This is a genomic window from Mesorhizobium sp. RCC_202 (genome assembly GCF_041355295.1).
Lineage (GTDB): Bacteria > Pseudomonadota > Alphaproteobacteria > Rhizobiales > Rhizobiaceae > Mesorhizobium.
On record NZ_JBFUPO010000007.1, the window covers coordinates 100,904 to 123,486 of the forward strand.

The 22,583-nt window shown below is 63.6% G+C and carries 22 protein-coding genes; 10 read left to right on the forward strand and 12 right to left on the reverse strand.

Annotated elements, in window-relative coordinates; genetic code table 11:
- Window positions 1–169: 169 nt before the first annotated feature.
- Together AB6802_RS17530 and AB6802_RS17535 are read left to right on the forward strand one after the other, a co-directional pair.
- Entirely contained in the window at window positions 170–829 is a 660-nt protein-coding gene (locus tag AB6802_RS17530) for a DUF1326 domain-containing protein (protein WP_371011411.1), read from the forward strand.
- Window positions 830–853: 24 nt separating this feature from the next.
- Window positions 854–1,642 carry a DUF2182 domain-containing protein gene (locus tag AB6802_RS17535; protein WP_371011412.1) on the forward strand — a complete coding sequence of 263 codons (789 nt, stop codon included), beginning with the start codon at window positions 854–856 and terminating at the stop codon, window positions 1,640–1,642.
- Window positions 1,643–1,675: 33 nt separating this feature from the next.
- Here the strand turns inward: AB6802_RS17535 and AB6802_RS17540 are convergent, their stop codons facing one another.
- Both AB6802_RS17540 and holA read right to left on the reverse strand, forming a co-directional pair.
- Window positions 1,676–1,870 carry a hypothetical protein gene (locus AB6802_RS17540; RefSeq protein WP_371011413.1) on the reverse strand — a complete coding sequence of 65 codons (195 nt, stop codon included), beginning with the start codon at window positions 1,868–1,870 and terminating at the stop codon, window positions 1,676–1,678.
- 98 nt (window positions 1,871–1,968) lie between these two features.
- Window positions 1,969–3,012 carry a DNA polymerase III subunit delta gene (gene holA / locus AB6802_RS17545; protein WP_371011414.1) on the reverse strand — a complete coding sequence of 348 codons (1,044 nt, stop codon included), beginning with the start codon at window positions 3,010–3,012 and terminating at the stop codon, window positions 1,969–1,971.
- 308 nt (window positions 3,013–3,320) lie between these two features.
- On the opposite strand from holA, the gene AB6802_RS17550 reads away from it, so the two are divergent.
- The 4 genes from AB6802_RS17550 to lpdA all read left to right on the forward strand — a co-directional run bounded on the left by AB6802_RS17550 (window position 3,321) and on the right by lpdA (window position 8,598).
- Complete coding sequence (locus AB6802_RS17550) at window positions 3,321–4,553, forward strand: 3-methyl-2-oxobutanoate dehydrogenase (2-methylpropanoyl-transferring) subunit alpha (protein WP_371011415.1); 1,233 nt, start codon at window positions 3,321–3,323, stop codon at window positions 4,551–4,553.
- A gap of 2 nt (window positions 4,554–4,555) precedes the next feature.
- Window positions 4,556–5,569 (forward strand): alpha-ketoacid dehydrogenase subunit beta, encoded by a 1,014-nt coding sequence (locus tag AB6802_RS17555; protein ID WP_371011416.1) that lies wholly within the window; start codon window positions 4,556–4,558, stop codon window positions 5,567–5,569.
- 1 nt (window position 5,570) lies between these two features.
- The gene (locus AB6802_RS17560) at window positions 5,571–7,001 is read left to right on the forward strand and encodes a dihydrolipoamide acetyltransferase family protein (protein WP_371011417.1); all 1,431 of its coding nucleotides are present in this window, start codon (window positions 5,571–5,573) and stop codon (window positions 6,999–7,001) included.
- Between the two features lie 199 nt (window positions 7,002–7,200).
- Complete coding sequence (gene lpdA, locus AB6802_RS17565; protein ID WP_371011418.1) at window positions 7,201–8,598, forward strand: dihydrolipoyl dehydrogenase; 1,398 nt, start codon at window positions 7,201–7,203, stop codon at window positions 8,596–8,598.
- 162 nt (window positions 8,599–8,760) lie between these two features.
- Here lpdA and AB6802_RS17570 read toward each other — a convergent pair whose 3' ends face one another.
- Window positions 8,761–9,864, reverse strand: coding sequence for a saccharopine dehydrogenase C-terminal domain-containing protein (locus tag AB6802_RS17570; protein ID WP_371011419.1), 1,104 nt, complete (start codon window positions 9,862–9,864; stop codon window positions 8,761–8,763).
- Window positions 9,865–10,043: 179 nt separating this feature from the next.
- Between AB6802_RS17570 and AB6802_RS17575 the strand changes: the two genes are divergently transcribed.
- Window positions 10,044–10,472, forward strand: coding sequence for an Lrp/AsnC family transcriptional regulator (locus AB6802_RS17575; RefSeq protein WP_371011420.1), 429 nt, complete (start codon window positions 10,044–10,046; stop codon window positions 10,470–10,472).
- Window positions 10,473–10,699: 227 nt separating this feature from the next.
- Here the strand turns inward: AB6802_RS17575 and AB6802_RS17580 are convergent, their stop codons facing one another.
- From AB6802_RS17580 to AB6802_RS17600, 5 genes are all read right to left on the reverse strand, one after another.
- Entirely contained in the window at window positions 10,700–12,730 is a 2,031-nt protein-coding gene (locus AB6802_RS17580) for an aldo/keto reductase (RefSeq protein ID WP_371011421.1), read from the reverse strand.
- A gap of 54 nt (window positions 12,731–12,784) precedes the next feature.
- Complete coding sequence (locus AB6802_RS17585; protein ID WP_371011422.1) at window positions 12,785–13,870, reverse strand: ABC transporter ATP-binding protein; 1,086 nt, start codon at window positions 13,868–13,870, stop codon at window positions 12,785–12,787.
- 64 nt (window positions 13,871–13,934) lie between these two features.
- Window positions 13,935–14,771 (reverse strand): carbohydrate ABC transporter permease, encoded by an 837-nt coding sequence (locus tag AB6802_RS17590; RefSeq protein WP_371011423.1) that lies wholly within the window; start codon window positions 14,769–14,771, stop codon window positions 13,935–13,937.
- The gene (locus AB6802_RS17595) at window positions 14,768–15,628 is read right to left on the reverse strand and encodes a carbohydrate ABC transporter permease (protein WP_371011424.1); all 861 of its coding nucleotides are present in this window, start codon (window positions 15,626–15,628) and stop codon (window positions 14,768–14,770) included. Before AB6802_RS17595 ends, AB6802_RS17590 begins: the two co-directional genes overlap by 4 nt.
- A 135-nt stretch (window positions 15,629–15,763) precedes the next feature.
- Window positions 15,764–17,032 carry an ABC transporter substrate-binding protein gene (locus AB6802_RS17600; RefSeq protein ID WP_371011425.1) on the reverse strand — a complete coding sequence of 423 codons (1,269 nt, stop codon included), beginning with the start codon at window positions 17,030–17,032 and terminating at the stop codon, window positions 15,764–15,766.
- A 106-nt stretch (window positions 17,033–17,138) separates the two neighbouring features.
- On the opposite strand from AB6802_RS17600, the gene AB6802_RS17605 reads away from it, so the two are divergent.
- Entirely contained in the window at window positions 17,139–18,005 is an 867-nt protein-coding gene (locus AB6802_RS17605) for a helix-turn-helix domain-containing protein (protein WP_371011662.1), read from the forward strand.
- Between the two features lie 22 nt (window positions 18,006–18,027).
- On the opposite strand, the gene AB6802_RS17610 is transcribed toward AB6802_RS17605, so the two are convergent.
- From AB6802_RS17610 to AB6802_RS17625, 4 genes are all read right to left on the reverse strand, one after another.
- On the reverse strand, window positions 18,028–19,407 hold the full coding sequence (locus AB6802_RS17610; protein ID WP_371011426.1) for a sensor histidine kinase: 1,380 nt from the start codon (window positions 19,405–19,407) through the stop codon (window positions 18,028–18,030).
- 12 nt (window positions 19,408–19,419) lie between these two features.
- Window positions 19,420–20,097 carry a winged helix-turn-helix domain-containing protein gene (locus AB6802_RS17615; protein WP_371011427.1) on the reverse strand — a complete coding sequence of 226 codons (678 nt, stop codon included), beginning with the start codon at window positions 20,095–20,097 and terminating at the stop codon, window positions 19,420–19,422.
- A 212-nt stretch (window positions 20,098–20,309) separates the two neighbouring features.
- Window positions 20,310–21,089: a hypothetical protein gene (locus AB6802_RS17620; protein WP_371011663.1), complete on the reverse strand. Its 780-nt coding sequence runs from the start codon at window positions 21,087–21,089 to the stop codon at window positions 20,310–20,312.
- Window positions 21,090–21,118: 29 nt separating this feature from the next.
- A complete protein-coding gene (locus AB6802_RS17625; RefSeq protein WP_371011428.1) occupies window positions 21,119–21,376 on the reverse strand; it encodes a hypothetical protein in 258 nt (85 codons plus the stop codon).
- Between the two features lie 223 nt (window positions 21,377–21,599).
- On the opposite strand from AB6802_RS17625, the gene AB6802_RS17630 reads away from it, so the two are divergent.
- Window positions 21,600–22,232 (forward strand): isoprenylcysteine carboxylmethyltransferase family protein, encoded by a 633-nt coding sequence (locus AB6802_RS17630; RefSeq protein ID WP_371011429.1) that lies wholly within the window; start codon window positions 21,600–21,602, stop codon window positions 22,230–22,232.
- Between the two features lie 158 nt (window positions 22,233–22,390).
- The gene (locus tag AB6802_RS17635; protein WP_371011430.1) at window positions 22,391–22,576 is read left to right on the forward strand and encodes a hypothetical protein; all 186 of its coding nucleotides are present in this window, start codon (window positions 22,391–22,393) and stop codon (window positions 22,574–22,576) included.
- The last annotated feature ends 7 nt before the right edge of the window (window positions 22,577–22,583 follow it).

Genomic DNA, 22,583 nt, shown 5'->3' on the forward strand with positions numbered 1-22,583 from the left:
TTGGCTTTTCGCCAATCGCCAGCCGTGATGCCTGCGGCTTGACAGTGCCGGGCAAGGGCGTAACCTGAAATTAGGTGTAGCTTATATAATACCCTGGCGTGCCGAACAGTCGCTGCGGGAGCCACCTGCCGTTCCCGCAACATAGTCGTGAACGGCTCTCCAAAGCGACATGCCGACGCGCCTGACGAAACGGGAGGTGCAAATGGCAGTCAGTTGGCGATTATCTGGCAGCTACTTCGAGAATTGTAGCTGCGATGTCGTATGTCCTTGCCTGATCTCCACCAAAGCGCAGTTGACATCGAGGCCGACGAAAGGCGTTTGCGACGTCGCCTTGGTCTTTCATATCGACAAGGGCAATTTCGGCGACGTCCGATTGGATGGCCTCAGCGTGGCGATGGTCGCGCACACGCCAGGTCCGATGGCGGAGGGCAACTGGACGGCGGCGGCCTATATCGACGATCGTGCGGATGACCGGCAAACGGAAGCGCTGGGCGCCATCTTCACCGGCGCGGCCGGTGGGCCCATGGCTGCCTTCGCGCCGATGATCAGCACCAATCTCGGGGCCAAGAAGGTGCCTATCAGGTACCAGGTCAACGACAAGAAGCGGTCGGTGCAGGTTGCCGGCGTGATGCAACTGGCGATCGAACCCTTGCCGACAATGCGCGAGGACGGGCAGATGTGGGCGGCCACCGGCCATCCCGTCAATCCCGACTGGCTCGGCCTCGCAATGGGCGTGGAAGGCAACGTTTTCAGCGACCATGGCATGAGCTGGGACAATTCCCGCCAGAACGCGCACTACGCTCCAATCGACTGGTCAGGCCAGGCGTAGCCTTAGGCCGGAACGGGCTCGCCTATGACGCTGACATTGCAGCGGAACATCATTCTCGCGCTGCTGATTGCCGGCGCCGCTGCGTCGTGGGCCGTGCTTATCCGGCAGCACACCGACATCGACGCGGGCATGGGTATGGAAATGTACTCTCCCACTATGGGCATGACGGCGCCGCTGTTTCTTGCCGTCTGGATCGTCATGATGATTGCCATGATGTTTCCAACGGCCGCGCCCATGATCCTGACGTTTCACCAGGTTCAAGCGGCCAAGCAGGGGCGCGGCGAGACCTTCGTCGCCACCTGGGTGTTCGTGGCCGGCTACATGCTGGTCTGGAGCGCGATCGGCGTTCTCGCCTTTGCCGGCGCGGCAGGCGCGGAGATGCTTGGCGGGCAGATGGGAATGTCCACCGCGACCGCCGCGCGCATCGGCGGCGCGCTGCTGATCGTTGCGGGCGCCTACCAGCTCTCTCCGTTGAAGGATCTTTGCCTGGCTAAATGCCGCACGCCGATCGGTTTCATCCTGACCTCATGGCGCGACGGCCGCTGGGGCGCGGCGCGCATGGGTCTCGAGCATGGAGGCTTTTGCCTTGGCTGCTGCTGGCTGCTGTTTCTCGCCCTTTTTCCGCTCGGGATCATGAATGTCGCCGCAATGGCCGTGGTCACCTTGCTGATCTTTGCGGAAAAGACCCTCCCGTCGGGAGACCGCATAGCCAAGCTGTCGGGCATCGCTCTGCTGGCTTATGGCGCGGCGGTGCTGGTCGTTCCACAGGCGCTGCCGACCTTCCAGCCGGCCGACGGAATGATGATGAATTGACCAGGAAGGCTTCCGGACGAAAGCATCGCTCGCCTATCCGCCTGCTTGGCTGTTGTTCATCAGCCTCGAGCGAACGAGCAATACCGAAATAACAATCGCCAGGATCGGGCTGGCTAGGAAGGCGATGTTGTCCAGATCATGGCCAAGCGGCAGACGCGCCGTGACCTGCCAAAAGGCGATCGTCAACAACACGCTGAAACCGAAACCGATAACAACCTTCTTGATCATTTCTCCCCGGGGTCGTCGCTCAAAAACAGTGTCGCCGAGCATCAAACCACAATTCCAGGTTGAAATCCATATCCGGTGGCGATTGGCGATTTCACCCGTTACCGCTGTCCCAGCCTGGCGCTCTCGATCGCGATGCCGAGCAGCGCCTGTCTTGCCAGCGCTTCCGACAAATCCGGCCGTTTGCGCGTCTGCAGCACTGCCGTCTGCAGCCGGCCGAGCGCGCGGCCGAGCGCGTCGACATTCCAGCGCTCAAGGGTCTTTTCCACCAGCTTGCGGCGGGTGAAGAAGACCGGCGGGCGGGCGCCGGCGACGACCGAGGCGGCGTTGCGGCCGCCGGAGTCCATCTGGCCGCGCATCACCTGGATCGCCTGCAACTGACGCATCGCCGAGGACAGGATCACGAAGGGGTGGCCGCCGGACTGGCAATGGCGGCTGAACGCGATGTCGAAGTCGCCGACCTTGCCGTCGAGCACCGCGTCGACCGCATCGTCGAAGGAGGCACCGGAGACGTCGCCCGACATGGCGTTGATGTCGTCGATGCCGATCTCCTTGCGGCCATGCGCATAGAGCACCAGCTTTTCGATCTCGCCGCGCGAGGCCAGCCGGTCGCCGCCGAGGTTGCGGCGCAGCGCCTGGCGGGCGTCCAATGTCATCGACATGCCGGCCTTGCGCAATTCGTCGTCGATCACCGTATCGAGGTCGCGCGCCTCGTCGGCGTAGCAGGGCAAGGCAATGGAGTTGGCGGCAGCCTCGACAATGGCCCTGAGACCCGTGCCTTTCTTCAAATCGCCGGCTTCGATGAGGATGATCGCATCGCGCGCGGGCTCCGCGGTCAGTGCCTTGATGTCGTCGGCCAGCGCCTTTTGGCCGCTGGCGTTGCGCACCCAAAGCAACCGCCGGTCGGAAAACATCGGCACGGTGCGCGCCTCGTCGAGCAGGCGGCCCTGGTCGCGGTCGACCTCCGCGCCGTCGAGCTTGACCACCGAGAAGGGATCGTCGAGCGGCAGGCCGGTTTTCGTGGCAAAAGCTTTCGCCCGCTCGGCGACGAGTCCACGATCGGGGCCGTAGAGCAGCACGATGGCCATGGAAGGGTCCGGCCGCGCGAGCCACGAATCGACCTCGTATCCTTTCTTTTGTGCCATGCGGGGTGAGTTAGCATGGCGAGAGGACGGAGTGAACGGCGAAGCGGGACGGCGGAGGGTTCTTCCCTTCTCCCACAATGCCCGCAATTGGCCTTATCTGGCGGCAATTGCCCCGCAAACTTCCGCCAAATTGCGCTCCGCTCCAAAACATCGACAAGAAATTTCGTTGTCATATCTGCATCTTGTCGGCGCGCGCCGCTTTCGCCTCGAGAGGGCGAATGACCGAGGGGACGGCTCATCATCTGGCCCGATGAATTGGCGGCGCGGATGTGCAAAGATCGCACCGGCAACATTGGAGGATGAAGGTCATGGCCGATGCTGGAATGTTGCGCTTCCATGTGCCGGAGCCCGAGGTTCGGCCCGGCGGCACACCCGACTTTTCGAATGTGCCCATCCCCAAGGCCGGCTCGGTGCCGCGTCCCGAGATCGATGTCGATCCGCGCACCATCCGCGACATGGCGTTTTCGATCATCCGTGTGCTGAACCGCGCCGGCGAGGCGGTCGGGCCGTGGGCGGGACTGCTCTCGGACGAAGAGCTGCTCGAAGGCCTGCGCCACATGATGACGCTTCGCACCTTCGATGCGCGCATGCAGATGGCGCAGCGCCAGGGCAAGACGTCCTTCTATATGCAGCATCTGGGCGAAGAGGCGGTGAGCTGCGCCTTCCGCAAGGCGCTCAACCCGGGCGACATGAATTTCCCGACCTATCGACAGGCGGGCCTGCTGATTGCCGACGGCTATCCGATGGTCACGATGATGAACCAGATCTATTCCAACGAGGCCGACCCGCTGAAAGGCCGGCAACTGCCGATCATGTACTCGTCGAAGGAGCACGGCTTCTTCTCGATCTCCGGCAATCTGGCGACGCAGTATATCCAGGCGGTCGGCTGGGCGATGGCCTCGGCGATCTCCAACGATTCGCGCATCGCGGCGGCCTGGATCGGCGACGGCTCGACGGCGGAGTCCGATTTCCATTCGGCCCTGGTGTTTGCCTCGACCTACAAGGCGCCGGTCATCCTCAACGTCGTCAACAACCAGTGGGCAATCTCGACATTCCAGGGCATCGCGCGTGGCGGCTCCGGCACGTTTGCCGCGCGCGGGCTCGGCTTCGGCATCCCGGCGCTGCGCGTCGACGGCAATGATTACCTGGCAGTCCATGCGGTCGCCAGATGGGCGGCCGAGCGCGCGCGGGCCAATCTCGGACCGACGCTGGTCGAATATGTCACCTACCGCGCCGGCGCCCATTCGAGCTCGGACGATCCGTCGGCTTACCGGCCGAAGGCGGAATCGGATGCCTGGCCGCTCGGCGATCCGGTGATCCGGCTGAAGAACCACCTCATCCTGAAGGGCGTCTGGTCGGAAGAGCGCCACACCCAGGCGGAAGCGGAAATCCTGGAAACGGTGATCGCGGCGCAGAAGGAAGCCGAAAGCCACGGCACGCTGCATGCCGGCGGCAAGCCGTCGACGCGCGAGATGTTCGAAGGCCTCTACGAAGAGATGCCGCCGCATCTCAGACGTCAGCGCCAGCAGGCGGGGGTCTGACCATGGCCAGAAAGACCATGATCGAGGCGATCCGCGACGCCATGGATGTCTCGATGGGACGCGACGAGCGTGTCATCGTCTTTGGGGAGGATGTCGGCTTTTTCGGCGGCGTCTTCCGCGCCACGCAAGGGCTGCAGGCCAAGTACGGCCGCAGCCGCTGCTTCGACGCGCCGATCAACGAATCCGGCATTGTCGGCTCGGCCATCGGCATGGCGGCTTACGGGCTGAAGCCCTGCGTCGAGATACAGTTTGCCGACTACATGTATCCGGCCTACGACCAGTTGACGCAGGAAGCGGCGCGGCTGCGCTACCGCTCGAATGGCGACTTCACCTGCCCGATCGTGGTGCGCATGCCGACCGGTGGCGGCATCTTCGGCGGCCAGACGCACAGCCAGAGCCCCGAGGCGCTGTTCACGCATGTGTCGGGCCTGAAGACCGTGGTGCCATCCAATCCGCATGACGCGAAAGGCTTGCTGATCGCGGCGATCGAGGATCCGGATCCGGTGATCTTCCTTGAGCCGAAGCGGCTCTACAATGGTCCGTTCGACGGCCATCATGACCGGCCGATAACGCCATGGTCAAAGCATGAGCTCGGCGAAGTCGCCGACGGCCACTATTCGATTCCGCTCGGCAAGGCAGCGATCCGCAGGCAAGGTTCCGCGGTCACCGTGCTTGCCTATGGCACGATGGTCTATGTCGCGGAGGCCGCCGCGGCGGAGACCGGCATCGACGCCGAGATCATCGACCTTCGAACGCTGCTGCCGCTCGACCTCGACGCCATCGTCGCATCGGTGAAGAAGACCGGGCGCTGCGTCGTCGTGCATGAGGCGACGCTCACCTCCGGCTTCGGCGCCGAGCTGGTCTCGCTGGTGCAGGAAAACTGCTTCTACCATCTGGAGGCGCCGGTGGCCCGCGTCGCCGGCTGGGACACGCCCTATCCGCACGCGCAGGAGTGGGATTATTTCCCCGGCCCCGCGCGGGTTGGGCGGGCCTTGATTGAAACGATGGAGGCCTGACATGGGCGAGCACGTCATCAAGCTGCCCGATGTCGGCGAAGGCGTCGCCGAGGCCGAGCTCGTTGAATGGCACGTCAAGGTCGGCGACCTGGTGCGCGAAGATGCGGTGCTGGCCGCCGTCATGACCGACAAGGCGACCGTCGAGATCCCGTCGCCCGTCGATGGCGAGATTCTGTGGCTGGGCGCCGAGATCGGCGACACGGTGGCGATCGGTTCGCCGATCGTGCGGTTGAAAGTAGCCGGCGAAGGCAATGTGCAGGATGGGACAGCCGCGACGCCCTCAGGTAGCGCGCCATCGTCTTCCGGCCTCGCACCGTCTTCTCCCGACTCTGCGCCGCCATCAACTTCAAAGCCCGCACAGTCGTCATCCTCGGGCTTGTCCCGAGGATCCGCCGACGCCTCAGGACCGGTGGCGTCCAATTCTCGTCGCACGGTAGATCCTCGGGACAAGCCCGAGGATGACGGCTCCAAGATAAGCGGCGCTGCGTCAGGCGGGGCGAAATCCACCAGCGCGACATCCGGCCCTTCCGGTGCGCCGCGCCCGGAGGGTGAAAAACCGCTGGCGTCGCCGGCCGTTCGCCTGCGCGCAAAGGAGGCCGGCGTCGATCTGCGCCAGATTGCGGGCAGCGGTCCGGCGGGGCGCATCGGCCATGAGGACATCGACGCCTTCCTGGCGCGCGGCCCGCAAGTGGCGCGTGCGGCGGGCCTTGCGCCCAAGGACGGGGTCGAAGACATCAAAATTGTCGGGTTGCGGCGCAAGATCGCCGAGAAGATGACGATCGCCAAGTCGCGCATCCCGCACATCACCTATGTCGAGGAGATCGACGTCACCGCGCTCGAGGAATTGCGCGCCGCGCTCAACAAGGAAAAGCGCGCCGGCAAGAGCGGCGCGGAGAGACCGAAGCTGACGCTGCTGCCGTTCCTGATGCGGGCGATGGTCAAGGCGATCGCCGACCAGCCCAACCTCAACGCGTTGTTCGACGACGAGGCCGGTATCATCCATCAGCATGAAGGCATCCATATCGGCATCGCCGCGCAGACGCCGAATGGACTGGTGGTGCCGGTGGTCAAGCATGCCGAGGCGCGCGACATCTGGGAAAGTGCCGCCGAGGTCAATCGGCTGGCCGAAGCGGCGAAGTCGGGCACGGCGACGCGCGAGGAGCTGTCCGGCTCGACCATCACCATCACCTCGCTCGGCGCCATGGGCGGCGTGGCGACCACGCCGGTGATCAACTACCCGGAAGTCGCGATCGTCGGCGTCAACAAGATGATGGTGCGGCCCGCCTGGGACGGTACGCAGTTCGTCCCGCGCAAGATGATGAACCTGTCGTCGAGCTTCGACCATCGCGTCATCGACGGCTGGGACGCGGCGGTGTTCGTCCAGCGGATCAAGGCGCTGCTGGAAACGCCGGCGCTGATTTTCGTGGATTGAGGGGGATGAGGTTGTTGCTGAAGGCTCCCCCTCACCCGGATTGCCAGCCGAATTGCGAAGGGCAATTCGGGGCAATCCGACCTCTCCCCGAGGGGAGAGGAGGTCGTCGACGCCGGCGCCAGTCTCTTCTCCCCCGCGGGGAGAAGGTGGCCGCGAAGCGGCCGGATGAGGGGGCCTTCGCCAGAAAGAGCGTGCCAAGATGAAAGAAATCTCCTGCAAGCTGCTCGTCATCGGCGCGGGTCCCGGCGGTTATGTCTGCGCCATCCGGGCCGGTCAGCTCGGCATCGACACGGTGATCGTCGAGGTTGCGAAGCCGGGCGGCACCTGCCTCACGATCGGCTGCATCCCGTCCAAGGCGCTGATCCATGCGGCCGAGGAGTTCGACAAGGTCGCGCATATGGCCAGCGACAAGGATCCGCTCGGCATCAAGGTCGGGGCGCCGACGCTCGATCTGGCGCGGACGATCGCCTGGAAGGACGGTATCGTTAGCCGGCTGACCGGTGGTGTCGCCGGGCTGTTGAAGAAAGCCAAGGTCAAGACCGTGCTGGGCTGGGCGACGTTCCGCGACGGCAAGACGGTCGCGGTCGAGACCGAGACCGGCACGCAAATCATCCGCGCCGAGATCGTGGTGATCGCCACCGGCTCGGCCCCGGTGGAATTGCCGTTCCTGCCGTTTGGCGGCCCGGTGATCTCATCGACCGAGGCGCTGGCGCTGAGCGAGGTGCCGAAGACGCTTGCCGTCGTCGGTGGCGGCTATATCGGGCTGGAGCTCGGCATGGCCTTCGCCAAGATGGGCGCCAAGGTCACGATCGTCGAAGCCTTGCCGCGTGTGCTGGCGCAGTATGACGCCGATCTGACCCGGCCGGTGCTGAAGCGGCTCGGTGAGCTCGGCGTCGAGGTGATGACCCAGGCGAAAGCCAAGGGATTGTCGACCAAGGGCGATGCGCTGCTGGTCGAAACGGCGGACGGCAAGAACGCCAAGATCGCCGCCGACAGGATCCTGGTCACGGTCGGCCGCAAGCCGCTCACCGAAGGCTGGGGCCTCGAGCAGATCGATCTCGGCAGGGTCGGAAAATTCATCCGCATCGACGACCAGTGCCGCACCTCGATGCGCGGCATCCATGCCATCGGCGACGTCACCGGCGAGCCGATGCTGGCGCACCGCGCGATGGCGCAAGGCGAAATGGTGGCCGAGATCGTCGCCGGGCATAAACGCAGCTGGGACAAGCGCGCTATTCCCGCCATCTGCTTCACCGATCCGGAACTGGTCACCGCGGGTCTCACGCCCGAAGAGGCGAAGGCGCTGGGCGGCGAGATCAAGATCGGCCAGTTCCCGTTCGCCGCCAATGGCCGCGCGATGACCAGGCAAGGCGAGGACGGCTTCGTGCGGGTCGTGGCGCGCGCGGACAATCATCTGGTGCTCGGCATCCAGGCGGTCGGCCAGGGCGTGTCGGAATTGGCGGCGGCGTTCGGCCTGGCTTTGGAGATGGGCGCGCGGCTGGAGGATATCGCCGGCACCATCCATGCACATCCGACCCAGGGCGAAGCGTTCCAGGAAGCAGCGCTCAAGGCGCTGGGTCACGCGCTGCATATTTAGCTCCCCCTTCCCCCCTTGTGGGGGAAGGTGTCGCCGAAGGCGACGGATGAGGGGTGCTCCAGCGAAGTGAGACGTCGGCTTTCCCTGGAACACCCCTCATCCGTCTCGGCGCTGGCGCGCCGATCCACCTTCTCCCACAAGGGGAGAAGGAGAAGGCGCAGCTCAGCTCGCCAGCCGGCTCACCATTTCGTGCTGGGCATAGGCGCGGCCGAAGCGGTTGGCGAGGAAGGTGTCGAGCGCGATGTCTTCCTGGCGGACAAAGCCTTTCGCCGGCAGCGAGCCATCGGCCAGCATGTCGAGCACGGCGCAGATGCCGGACGCGGTGGTGATCTGGATGGCGCTGCGCACCACGCCGCCGACGCGCTGCGAATAGATCTTGTTGGCGTAGGTCTCCTGCAGCAGCCGGCCGTTGCGGCGGCCCGACACGGTGACGAAGACGATGACCACGTCCTGCAGCGTCGCCGGCAGGGCGCTTTCGAAAATGTCCTTCAGCACGTCGCGGCGGTGGCGCAGGCCGAGATCGTTGAGCAGCGCCTTCATGATCGCGGCATGGCCGGGATAGCGGATGGTGCGGTAGTTCAGCGTTCGCACCTTGCCCTTCAGCGTCTCGGCCAAGGTGCCCAACCCACCCGAGGTGTTGAAGGCTTCGTAAGTGACGCCGTCGAGCGAGAATTCCTCGCGCTCCTCCAGCGGCGGCACTTCGATCAGCTCGCCCTCGACGATCGCCTCGCAGGGCTCGCAATATTCGTTGATGACGCCGTCGGTGCTCCAAGTCAGATTGTAGTTCAGTGCGTTGGACGGATATTGCGGCAGCGCGCCGACGCGCATGCGCACGCTTTCCAGCGTGTCGAAGCGGCTGGCGAGATCATTGGCGACGATCGAGATGAAGCCCGGCGCCAGGCCGCATTGCGGGATGAAGGCGCTGTTGCCCGACTTGGCCAGTTCCTTGACGCGTCGGGTCGAGACGACGTCCTCGGTGAGGTCGAGATAGTGCACGCCGGTGGCGGCCGCGGCTTCGGCGATGCGCGTGGTGAGATGGAAGGGGGCGGCGCTCAGCACGGCGAACTTGCCGGCAAGCACCTTCTCGAGCTCGCCGGCGGCGGCGATGTCGAGTTCCTGCATAGCAACGCCGGCCGGCAATTCGGCAGCGGCAAGCTGGGCCGCCGAGCGGTCGACGAGCGTGACGTGGTAGTCGCCCGTGACGCTCAGCATCTCGGCGATGGTCGAGCCGATCTTGCCGGCGCCGACGACAACAATGTTCTTCATGGTCAATACCCCTGTTGATTCAAGCTTTTACGCAATTCGGGACGGAAAACCGCTTCACACTTTTCCTGGAATTGCTCATGAGTTGGCAGGAATCATCGCAGCTTGCCTGTCGAAAGGAAGCGTGGAACTGTACGAAGTGAAGCCGTAATCTGGACGATTAGCCGAAGAGTTTCGTCGAAATGATCAGTGAAGCCGAACAAGCCCTGCTGACGCTGCTACGTTCCAACGCCCGTGCCTCGACCGCCGAATTGGCGCGCCAGCTCGGCGTGTCGCGCACCACGGTGCAGAGCCGGATCGAGCGGCTGGAGCAGCGCGGCATCATCGCCGGCTACGGCGTGCGGCTCTCGCCCGACTATGAGCACGGGCTGGTCAAGGCGCATGTGCTGCTCACCGTCACGCCGAAACTCGCCGACAAGGTGGTGCGCAGCCTGGAGGCGATGCCGCCGGTGCGCACCGTGCATTCGGTGAGCGGCAATTTCGACATGATCGTCATCGTCGACGCCCCGTCGATCCGGGATCTCGATGCGTTGCTCGACAAGATTGGCGCGATGGACGGGGTCGAGCGGACGTCGTCGTCGATTATTTTGTCGACGCGGGTGGATCGGTGAGTGCCATAATTTGAGACGCCGGCGCGAGGCCCCCCTCTCTGTCCTGCCGGACATCTCCCCCTCAAGGGGGGAGATTGGCAGTTTCGGCGCCTGCGCTTCTCCTGCAACGCCGGTGATTGGCGAAAGCCGGCGTGACATCTGATCTCCCCCCTTGAGGGGGAGATGCCCGGCAGGGCAGAGAGGGGGGCGAAGGAACGCGACGTTTCCTTTTTTACGCCCAAGCAGCGCTAAGCCCGCCGCCTTTCCGGCCCCTCATCCAGCCACGCGACATCCTCCGGCGAGAGCGCGATATCCAGCGCCTTTAGACTGTCCTCCAGCTCGTCCAGCGTGCGCGGGCCGATCAGCGGGACGGACGGGAAGGGCTGCGCCAGCACATAGGCCAGCGCGACATGGATCGGGCTTTTGCCGAGACGGCTCGCCAGTTCGATCGCGCGATCGCGGCGGCCGAAATTCTTCTCCGAATACCAGACCCGCACCAGCTCCTCATTGTCCTGTTTGTCGCGGCCGGCGCGGTCGGTGAAGAAGCCGCGGCCCTGGCTCGACCAGGCGAAGTTCGGCATTTGCCGCTTCGTCAGCCAGGCTTTCCAGTCGTCGGTCGAAGAAGTGATGCAGCCGGCCCAGATCGGCTCCAGCATCTCGGCCAGCGAGAAATTGTTGGAGAGCGCGCCGGGCTTTTGCTTGCCGTTCTTCTGCGCATAAGCAATCGCCGCATCCATGCGCTCCATCGTCCAATTGGAGCCGCCGAACAGGCCACGGATGCGGCCGGCCTTGGCCTCCCGGTCCATGGCATCGACGAACTCGCCGACCGGCACGTCCGGATTGTCGCGATGCATGAAGTAGATGTCGACATGATCGGTCTGCAGCCGGTCGAGCGATTGCGCCAGCTGCTTGCCGATCATATCGGGATAGCAGAGCGGCGAGTGCGCGCCCTTGGCGATGATGACAGACTGCTCGCGCACGCCGCGATTGGTGAGCCACTGCCCAAGCAGCGTCTCGGTATAGCCGCCGCCATAGACATAGCCGGTATCGAACAAATTGCCGCCGGCCTCGAAAAAGGCGTCGAGCAGGATCGAGCCCGAGGAAAAAGTGCGGAAATCCTCGAAGCCGAGCGCCAGCCGCGAGGCTGCGCGCGGCAAGCCCGGAATGTCGCGCTTGCCAATCGCGCTGCCGCCGATGCGCAAGGGCCGACCGGAGAGGGTGTTGACGCGCTTAGCCGGCTTCTCGATGTCATATTCCAGCCCCGCAGCGGCGCGCCATTTGTCGAGAACACGCAAAGTGCCGAGGCTGTCGGCCCAGCTCATGCCGGGCCAGGCGAATTCCTGCCTGCCGGCAAGGATCGCCTCGCCGGCGGCGTCGACCTCGAAGGAATAGACGTGGCGGGTCTCGTTGACGCTGATCGTCTCGCGCGTGCCGCCGCCGCGGATGACGTCGATGCGGCCCAGGCCGACATCGCGGTCGCCGCCGGCGAACCAGAAATCCGGCACCTCGATGCTGCCCTTGGTGCCGAGAATCCGCAGCACATTGTCCTGATTGAGCGAGATGCTGCAGGAGACCTCGGCGACGATGCCGCCGGGGAAATGGAGCAGCGCCGAGGCCCATTCATCGACACCGGACTGGCCGAGATGGCCGGCGCCAACCACCTTGTCCGGCTCGAGGAACGGCTGTCCCGCCGCGGCGCCCGCGATCAGCCGGACCATCGATACCGGATAGCCGCCGACATCGAGAATGCCGCCGCCGGCAAGGTCGTTGGCGTAGAGCCGGTGCTCCGGCATGAAGCCCGGCATGGCGAAGCCGAAGCTCGATTTGACCATGCAGATGTCGCCGATCACGCCCGACTTGATCAATTCGACCAGTCGCAGCGTCTGCGGATGCAGCCGGTACATGAAGGCTTCGCCGAGAAAGGTGCCGGCCTTGCGCGCCGCATGCATCATGGCATCGGCCTCGAAAGCGGTCAGCGCCAACGGCTTTTCGCACAGCACATGCTTGCCGGCTTCCGCCGCCTTGATCGCCCACTCGGCATGGCCAGGATGCGGGATCGCGATATAGACGGCATCGACCTGGCTGTCGGCAAGCAGCGCCTCATAGCCGTCGAGGATGCGCGCCCCCGGAAAGGTCTCGGCAAGTCCCGGTTTGCCGGGGTTGCGGGCGCCGAGCGCCTCGAGCGTGCCGGTGCGTGACCGCGCGACGCCGCCGGCAAAGGATTTGGCGATGCTGCCAGGCCCGAGAATGCCCCAGCGGATTTTTTGTTTGGACGTCATCTTTGAATACTCCATGGGTCGCCGCCACGCCTTGGGATCGGGCGGACAAGAAAATCAGCGGATGCGCGCGCCCGCCTTGTCGAACAGCAGGCAACGTTCCGCTTTGATCGAGACGGTGAAGTGATCGCCGCTGGCGCGCTGGCGCGACGCCTCGCGCTCGATGATCAGCTCCTCGGGCCCGGCATTGGCATAGACGTAGCTTACCGAACCAAGATGCTCGGCTACGTCGGCCTTGATCGCGATGTCGCAGTCGCCCTCGCCTTTCTCGCAGAAATGCTCCGGCCGAACGCCGAGCACGACCTCGGCTCCGACAGTCGGCAAAGATTCGCAAAGCGGTTTGCGCAGCCTGGCGCCACCGTGATTGACGAGCTCGATGGTCGCGGCGCTGTTGGATGTCTCGACGACTTTCGCGCCGAGGAAATTCATCTTCGGCGAGCCGATGAAGCCGGCTACAAAACGATTGACGGGGTCGTCATAGAGATCGAGCGGCGCGCCGATCTGCTCGACATTGCCGGCTTTCAGCACGACGATGCGGTCGGCCAGCGTCATCGCCTCGGTCTGGTCGTGCGTCACATAGATCATGGTGGTGCCGAGCTCCTTGTGCAGGCGCGAGATCTCGACCCGCATCTGTACCCTCAGCTCGGCGTCGAGGTTGGACAGCGGCTCGTCGAACAGAAACACCTGCGGCTCGCGCACGATGGCGCGGCCGATGGCGACGCGCTGGCGCTGGCCGCCGGACAGTTGTTTCGGCCGCCGCTGCATCAGCTCGTCGATGCGCAGGATCTCGGCGGCTCGGCTAACCCGCCGCTCGGTGTCGGCCTTCGGGTTGCCGTTCATGCGGAGCCCGAAGGACAGGTTCTGCTCGACCGTCATGTGCGGATAGAGCGCATAGGATTGGAACACCATGGCGATGCCGCGATCGGCCGGCTCGACGTCGTTGACCAGCTTGCCGCCGATGGCGATCTCGCCGCCGCTGATGTCCTCCAGCCCGGCGACCATTCGGAGCAAGGTGGACTTGCCGCAGCCGGACGGGCCGACGAAGACGACGAACTCGCCATCGGCGATGTCGATGTTGGCGCCGTGGACGACTTCGAGGACGCCGAAGCGCTTGACGACATTGGTGAGGGTGACGGCCGCCATGCTAGAGCGAGATGAGGTTAGGTTGAGTCATTCTATTCCCCGTTGGTGAAGCATCTCGCTCTTCCTACTTGACCGCGCCGGCGGCGATGCCGGCGATGAAATGGCGCTGCAGCAGCACGAAGACGACGAGCATCGGCAAGGTCAGCATGACCGCGCCGGCCATGATGCCGCCCCAGGAGACCTTGGTCAGGCCGATCAGCGTGCCGAGCGCCACCGGCGCGGTCATCGCGCCGGGCTGGCTGTTGATCAGCAGCGGCCACAGATAATTGTTCCACGAGGCGAGGAACAGGATGATGGCAAGCGCGGCCAGCATCGACCGCGCCAAAGGCAGCGCGACGAACAGGAAGATACGCCATTCCTTGACGCCTTCGACACGCGCGGCATCGAACAGCTCGGCCGGCATCATCGAAAATGCCTGGCGCATGAAAAGCACGCCCAGCGAATTGAACAGCGGCGGCACGATCAGCGCGATCCAGGTGTTGGCGAGCTGGAAGTCGCGCGCCACCATGATGAATTGCGGGATCAGCACCACCGCATAAGGCAGCGTAATGGTGCCGAGGATGATCGCCACCACGATGCCCTTGCCGTGGAATTCGTAGCGCGCCAGCGCCCAGCCAGCCATCGAGGTGAGCAGCACCGACAGCACGGTGTAGGTCACCGCCACACAGACCGAGATACCGATGGCGCCGACGAAATTGGTGTCGCGCTGCAGGTTGTTGAAATTGTCGAGGAAGCCGTCATGCGGCAACAGCTCGATGCCGGGGCTGAAGATGCCGTTGTCGGGCATGGTGGAAAACACCACCATCATCCACAGCGGGAACAGCCAGATCAGCGCCAGCGGCGTCAGGAAGAGGTGCAGCAGGATGCCGCGGCCGAGCCGGCTGCGCGAGAGCGAGCTCATTTCGGCTCCCTCGTCAGCCAGAGCTGCACCAGGGTGATGGCGATGGCCAGCCCCGCCATGGTGTAGGCGATCGCCGAGGCATAGCCGAAATTGAGCGAGCGGAAACCCTGCCGGTAGAGCAGCAGGCCGAGTGTCTCGGTGCCGCCGCCGGGGCCGCCGCGCTCGGTGATCAGGAACGGTTCGGTGAACAGCTGCATGGTGCCGATGATCGACAGCACGGCGCAAAAGACGATAACCGGCTTCAACAGCGGCAGGGTGATGTGGAAGAATTGCTTGAGCTTGCTGACGCGGTCGAGCGTCGCTGCTTCATAGACGTCGTCGGGAATGGATTGCAGGCCGGCGAGCAGGATGATGGCGTTGTAGCCGGCCCAGCGCCAGGTCACCGCGATCATGATGACGGCCATCGCCGGCGTGACGTTGGAGAACCAGTCGATCTTGGCCAGGCCGACGCTTGCGAGCAGCTTGTTGACGATGCCGAAATCGAGGCTGAACATCAGCCGGAAGACAGCCGAATAAGCGACTTCGCCGACCACGACCGGAGCGAAGAAGGCAAAGCGGTAAAGGCCGCGCGCTTTAAGCATCGGCGAATTGAGCAGGACGGCCATCATGATCGCCAGCGCAATCATCACCGGCACCTGGATGACGAGGATGAGCAGCGTGTTTTCGAGCGCGTTGTAGAAGGCCGGATCGCCGATCAGGCGGCCCCAGTTGAAGGCAGGCGCAAAGCGCCACGGCACGGTGCGCGTCGCCTGGAAGGAGATCATGAACGAAGAGATGATCGGCCAGATCCAGAAGATGGCGAAGATCAAAAGATAAGGCGTGAGGAAGCGATACGCGGTGGCGTTTCGGGTGCGCATCTTCCTCCTCCTCCTTTCGTCTGTCTTTCCTTCTCCCCTTGTGAGAGAAGGTGGCCGCGAAGCGGCCGGATGAGGGGTGTTCCAGGGAACACCAGCGTCTCACTCCGCTGGAACACCCCTCATCCGTCTTGGCGCCTACTTCACCGGCAGGCCGGTCGCGGCGGCGATCTGCTTGGCGGCGTCGTCGAGCGCGGCCTTGGCGTCGGGGTAGCCGCTGGCCAGATATTTGGTCTGCACGGCGCGCAGGATGATCTCGGCGTCGCTCTGGAACTGCGTGCCGCGGCTCGGCACGACCTTCGGCAAGGTTGCCAGAATGTCTTTCCAGATCGCCTGGTCGCCCCAATAGGGCTGGCCTTGCGAAACGTAAGGATCGTCGAGCGCCGAGATCAGCGACGGCACCAGGCCGAAATCCTTCAGCATGGTGATCTGGCCTTCATTCGTACCCAGCGTGTATTTCAGATAGGCGTAGGCGGCTTCCTTGTTCTTCGAGGCCGAGGTGATGGCCAAGGAGGAGCCGCCGAGATTGGCGGCGCGCGGGCCGTCCGCGGTAAGGCTCGGCATCAGATAGACGCCCCACTTGCCGCTCTCCTTCGGCGATTCGGTGCGGATGGTGCCTTCGTACCAGCCGCCATAGACCTGGCTGGCGACAGTGCCAGCGGTGTTGTTGGTGATCTTGGTCGACCAGTCGGCCGATGAAATGATACCGGCGTCCTTCATCTCTTTGACCTTGGTCAGGGCATCGACGCATTTCGGCTCGGCCACGGTGATCGACTGGCCGTCCTCGGCGAAATAGGCGCAGCCCTGCTCGTTGGAGATCATGCGGAAGAATTCGGTGTCGCCGTTGAAATCGGCGTTGGTCATCGACACGCCCGGATTGGCGGCCTGGATCTTCTTGCCGGCGGCGATGAAATCGTCCCAGGTCTTGATCGAAGCGGGATCGACGCTGGCCTTCGCGTAGAAATCGCGGCGGTAGAAGACGGCGACCGGGCCGGAATCCCACGGCATCGCATAGGCTTTGTCGCCGACCTCGAGCTCGGTGCGCTTGAAGTCGGGATATTTCTTCTGGTCCTCGGCGCCGTAGCCCAGCGTGTGCAGGTCGACGAAGCAGTCGGGGAACTGGCTCCAGTAGTTCTCGGCTTCGCCATTTTCGATGGTGACGATGTCGGGCAGGCCGACGCCGCCGGCGGCGCAGCCGGCAATCGATTTGTCATAGGTCGGCTGGTTGCCGAGGTCCTGGACCGTGACCTTGATGTCGGGGTATTGCTTGTTGAAGCCCGCGACGGTCGCCTTGAGCGACGAGGCGGCGATGTTCCAACTCCAGATCGTGATTTCGCCGGACTGCGCCAGGGCCGGGCCGGAGCCCAGGGCAAGCAGAAGCGCGGCGCAAGTCAGTGTCGTGCGCATTGAAATCCTCCCATTTCATTTGCTCTCTCACTGTGAGCGTGCCTAGACTAGGCGGCGCGGAAGGCTTGTCCCCGTCAAAGGGAATAAGAAGTTGGCGGAAAGTAAGGTGTCGCAGCGGCCGTTCTACCAGCCAGGCGCCAGCAGCGTCGAAGGTCTGCCGTTCGCCATGCAGATGTTTCACAACCACCCGCTGGTGATGCTGAAGCCGCACTGGCACGCCCAGGTCGAGGTCAATTTCATCGTGCAGGGCCGCGTGCATTACCGCATGGCCGAGCACGAGATTTCGCTGTCGGCGGGCGAGATGTGCCTGTTCTGGGGTGGGCTGCCGCACCAGATGGACGATCTCACCGACGACGCGATCTATGCCGGCGCGCATCTGCCATTGGTGCATTTCTTCCGGCTGCATCTGCCGGCCGATGTCCGGCACCGGCTGATGACCGGCGCGACGCTGGTGACCAATGCCACCGACCAGTCCGACAACGACAATTTCAAACGCTGGAACGAATATGGGCGCTCGGGCGACGCGGCCAAGGCGGAGCATGCCGTCAACGAGCTGCTGCTGCGGCTGGAGCGGGTCCGCTTCGATCCCTACCGGCTGGTCCCGGACGCCACGGCGGGGCAAGGCGCGGGCAATGCCCTGGACCAGCAGTCCTCGCGCAATGTCGGGCGCATGTGCGACTTCATCGCCGGCAATTTTCTCTACGACATCGACTGCGTCAACATCGCTGCGGCCGCCGACATCCACCCGAAATACGCCATGAGCCTGTTCAAGAAATCGACCGGCATGACGCTCAACGAGTATGTCAGCCTGCTACGGCTGAGCTACGCCCAGGCGCTGCTGATGCATGAGGGCGCCAATGTGCTGACGGTCGCCATGGAATCTGGTTTTGGTTCGCTCAGCGCGTTCAACAAATCGTTCCGCAAGCTGGCCGGCATGTCGCCTTCGGATTTTCGCCGGGCAGGCATCAGATAGCATTTCGCAACGAGCGCGCTTTTCAGGCAGCCGGCGGTTTCACAGCCGGAAAGCTGACGACCACATCGAGGCCGGGACCGCGGTCCTCCAGCATGATCGTCGCGCCGTGCAGGTCGGCCACCGCCCTGACGAGGCTCAAGCCCAGGCCACTGCCGGGTGTGGTGCGGCTCGAATCCAGCCGGTAAAGCCGGCGAAAAACATTCTCGCGTTCCTCAGCTGGAATGCCAGGACCATTGTCGCGGACATTCACGACGACGCGATCGGTTTGCCCGGTGACCAGGAGCTCGATCGCGGTGCCTGGCGGACAGTGCCGGAGCGCGTTCTCGACCAGGTTGGCAAGCATCTGCATAAGCAGGTCGCGATCGCCGTGGACGTACCATTTCGTATCCGGAACAAGTCCCGTGGACAGCGACTTCCCGTCATCCTCGGCGACATCGGCATAGACCTCGCCGATGGTCTCCACGATATGGCCGACATCGACATCGACAAACCGCGCCTTGCGCGCGCCGGCCTCGATCTGGGCAATGCGCAGCAAGGCATCGAAAGTCCCGTTGATCTGCTGGCTTTCGGCGCGGGCGTCCGCCAGCTCGGCCTCGACATCGCTGCCCGAAGCCGTCTTGTCGGCAGCGGATTCCAGGATCATCTGCAGCCGGTTGAGCGGCGTCTTCAGATCATGGGCGATGTTGGCGCTGACCTCCCGCATGCCGTCGACCAGCGCCGACAGGCGATCAAGCGCGGCGTTGACCTGGCCGGAGACCGCATCGATGTCGTCGCCATTGCCGATCAAGGGAATGCGCGCGTCGAGGCGGCCATGCGAGACGTCGACCATGGTGGCGGCGATGGCGTCGAGGCGCCGCTGGACCCGCGAGGCAAGCACGGCGCCGCCGGCGAGAGCAAGGCCGGTTATGAAGAGCGTCGCCCAGCCGAAGCTCATCAAGGCGATGGTCTCGAGTGCTTCGGTTTCCGAGAGCGAAAAGGCGACCGTCAAATTGTTGCCGCCAACGGTGCCCGAATAGGCGCGATACTCGGTGCCACGCGGCACGCCGGGCAAGGTCGCGGCAAACATGGAAAAACCGGCCGGCAGGCCCGTGGCCGTGAAATCGCCGGCCAGCCGGTTGCCGCTTTGGTCGGTGAGGGAAAAGATCTGGTCGCTGTCCTGGCTGAACTGGGCATGATCCCTGACGGTGGCGACGAGATCCTCCTCGTCGCTCTCGGCATAGGTCGCCGCGATCAACGAGTGGGTTTCCTTGATCGATTGATCGAGCCGTTTGGTCAGTTCGGCGCTCATCAATTGATAGACGATCGCGCCGGACAGGATGAAGGCCAGCAGGAACAGGAAAGCAAAGGTCAGCGCCAGCCTGAACGGGGTGCTGCGCAGCAGGCTCGAACGTGCACCGTTCATGCCGTGCCCGCCTCAGATCGGCGCATGCAGGCTGTAGCCTGTGTTGCGCACGGTATGGATGAGCGGGATATCAAAGGGCTTGTCGACCTTGGTGCGCAGCCGGCTGATATGCGTCTCGACCACGCTGGTCTTGGGATCGAAATGAAAATCCCAGACGCGCTCCAGAAGCATGGTGCGGGTGATGACGCGGCCCTCGCCGCGCATCAGCACCTCGAGCAGGCTGAACTCGCGCGGCTGCAGGTCGATCGCCTGGCCCTGCCTGGTCACCCGGCGCTGGATGAGATCCATTTCGAGATCGGCGACGCGCAGGCTCGTCTTCTGTTCCTGCGCCGCCGGCCGCCGTCCAAGCGCATGGATGCGGGCCAGGAGCTCGGAAAAGGCGAAGGGCTTGACCAGGTAATCGTCGCCGCCGGCCTCCAGGCCTTCGACCCGATCGTCGACGCCGCCGATCGAGGTCAGGAAGATCGCCGGCGTGCGCACGCCGGCGGCGCGCACCGCCTTGATCATCGACAGGCCGTCGAGGCCCGGCAGCATGCGGTCGGCCACGATCACGTCATAGGCATTGCGGGTCGCGGCGAAGAGACCGTCATGACCGTCGCGCAACAGGTCGCAGACGTGGCCGGCCTCGGTCAGCCCTCTGACGATATAGTCGGCGGTTCTCGGATCGTCTTCAACCAGCAGAAGTCGCATCGCCCTTTGTCGTCCCCGCTCCTTGCTGTTTGAACTGCAGCCGGCATGGTAGCACCGGCTGCGGCTTTTTCTTGGCCGGCTTGCGTTCCTGGAGCGCTCACCGTTCACGGAAACGGCGAGCCGCCCTAACTCTTTGTCTTGGCGCAATTCCGGACGGAGGGTTACGGCGAAGTCGCCGAACTTAACCGTTTCACACTTTTCCTGGAATTGCTCTAGCGAACTACAAGCTCATCGTCCTCGTCGAACAAGCCTCGCAGCGTCATGTAAAGCACGATTGCCACGATGCATCCGAGGAAAATCAGGCTGGTGAAAGTAGTGCCGAAGCCCAATCCGCCATACTCCACCGGCTGCGAGAGCAGATCGCCGAACGAAGCGCCAAGCGGCCGGGTGAGGATATAGGCAAGCCAAAAGGCGAGGATGCCGTTCAGTCCAAACGCATAATAGGCAAGGGCAATGATGCCGATCACGCCGCCGAAGATAAGGCCGGTGGGGAGGTAGCCCATGTCGAAGCGTTCGGCGACGAGATCGCCGGCGGCCGTGCCGAGCGAGAAGGTGAACAGGATCGCCAGCCAGTAGAAGATTTCGCGCCGGGTGGTGAAGATGGTGTGGATCGACAAGGTTTTTTCGTTCGCGTACCAGGCGATGAAGGTCAGCGCCAGCGCGATCGAGAAGGCGATTGTCGTCGTCTCCAGCCGGACGCCGAAATTGTCCACCAGGTTGTCGGTAACCAAAGTGCCGACGATGCTGATGAGGACGACTGCAAGCCAGTAAGCCCAAGGCACATAACGCTTCTGAGCGAACTGCAGCACGAGCGCGACAACAAGGATACCGGTCATGATGAGCGACGTGGCGGTGAGGCCAAGGCCGAGATTGACGGCGAGATAGTCGGCCGCCGTCTCGCCCATTGTGACTGCCATGACCTTGATCAGCCAGAAAGCGACGGTGACTTCAGGAACGCGGTTGAATGCACGGTGGTCGCCGGGTGAGGACATGTCGACCTCGGTTGCGTGGGAGGCGCTGATCATTTGCCGACGATCTTCATGGCTTGGGCGAAGAAGTCGTCCGCACGCTTGTCGTCGTCGGCGTTGCAGCGCTCGATGCCTTTCGTCTCGAGTTCTGAGACCTTGTTCTTGTCGGCCTCGTTGAGCGTCGCCTTGGCTTCGGCGGTGCGCAGATCCTTCAGCGCGGTTTCGCAAGGCACTGGGGCCGCAAGGGCCGAGGCGAGTGGAGCGGTGATCGCGGCAGTTACAAAGGCGAAAGCAAGAGCAAATCTGTTCATGACTATAATCCTGACGTTGAGGGCCGGGTTTCGGCGTTCAATCGAACCGCCTCAAATTGCATCTGGCGGGCAATCGGCAGGTTAGACAGGCGACTTCACCGCAGCCTGTCCGGGGCATTACAATTTCGTAAGATCGTCTAAAAACACCCGCCGGGTCTCGTCATCGCGCGGCGAAAGGGCTAGAGGAGCCTGGCGCCCATCGGCGCCGGAGCGGTGAGAAAGAATGGCTTACACGTCCCTCAAATCGGCGCCGAAAGCGTTCGACCAGCATAAACGCCTGATCGTCGTGCAGACCGCGGCCGTGCTTTCCATCATCCTGCTCCTGTTCAGCAGGCCGGCGCTGGCCGAGGGGTCGGATGGACATGAAATCGTGGAGACGATCGGGTTCCTGATGGTGCTCGCCTGCTTTCTTGGCCGGCTATGGAGCATCCTCTTCGTGGGCGGCAGGAAGAATGACGAGCTGGTCGTCTCCGGCCCCTTCTCGATGACCCGCAACCCGCTCTATTTCTTTTCGACCGTTGGTGCTGTCGGCGTCGGGCTGATGTTCGGTTCGGTGCTGGCGGCCGCGATGCTCGGCCTGGCGAGCTATCTCGTCTTCCGGTTCACGGCGCGCAAGGAGGCAGCCTTCCTCTCCGGCAAGTTCGGCGCCGCTTATACCGCCTATGCCGAACGCACTCCGCGCTTCTGGCCGAACCCGCTGCTTTATCGCGACGAGGATCAGTGGATGTTTTCGACCAAAGCGCTGAAAAGCACGTTCCGCGACGGGCTTTATTTCCTGGCGCTGTTTCCGGTCATCGAGGCGGTGGAGTATTTCCGCATCAGCGGTGCATTGCCGACGCTTTTCACCGTTTATTAGCGGCAGGAAAAGCGCCGGCGGTTGTCGCGTCGCAACTTCGTGGCTGAAGTGCTGTGGCGGCGGTTTGCACCCAAAAGAAGTCAGGGGCATCGCCTTGCTGGTCCCTGCCGACGCAGCATATAGCTGGGTATAACTTCAGCTCTTGGCCGACGGGAAGAATGGACGCTCGCATCCTTAAAGACAAAGCGCTCAAACAGATGCCGCTGTTTGAACTCGACGCCCTGAGGGAAGCTTTTAAGCGATCTGTTCGCGACAACAATGTCGCACTGGCCGATTGGGCCAAACATGCCGAGCTTTTCGTCAAAAACGCGGCACGCAAGGAAAACCGCTTCCTTCGAGCCTGACCTCCCG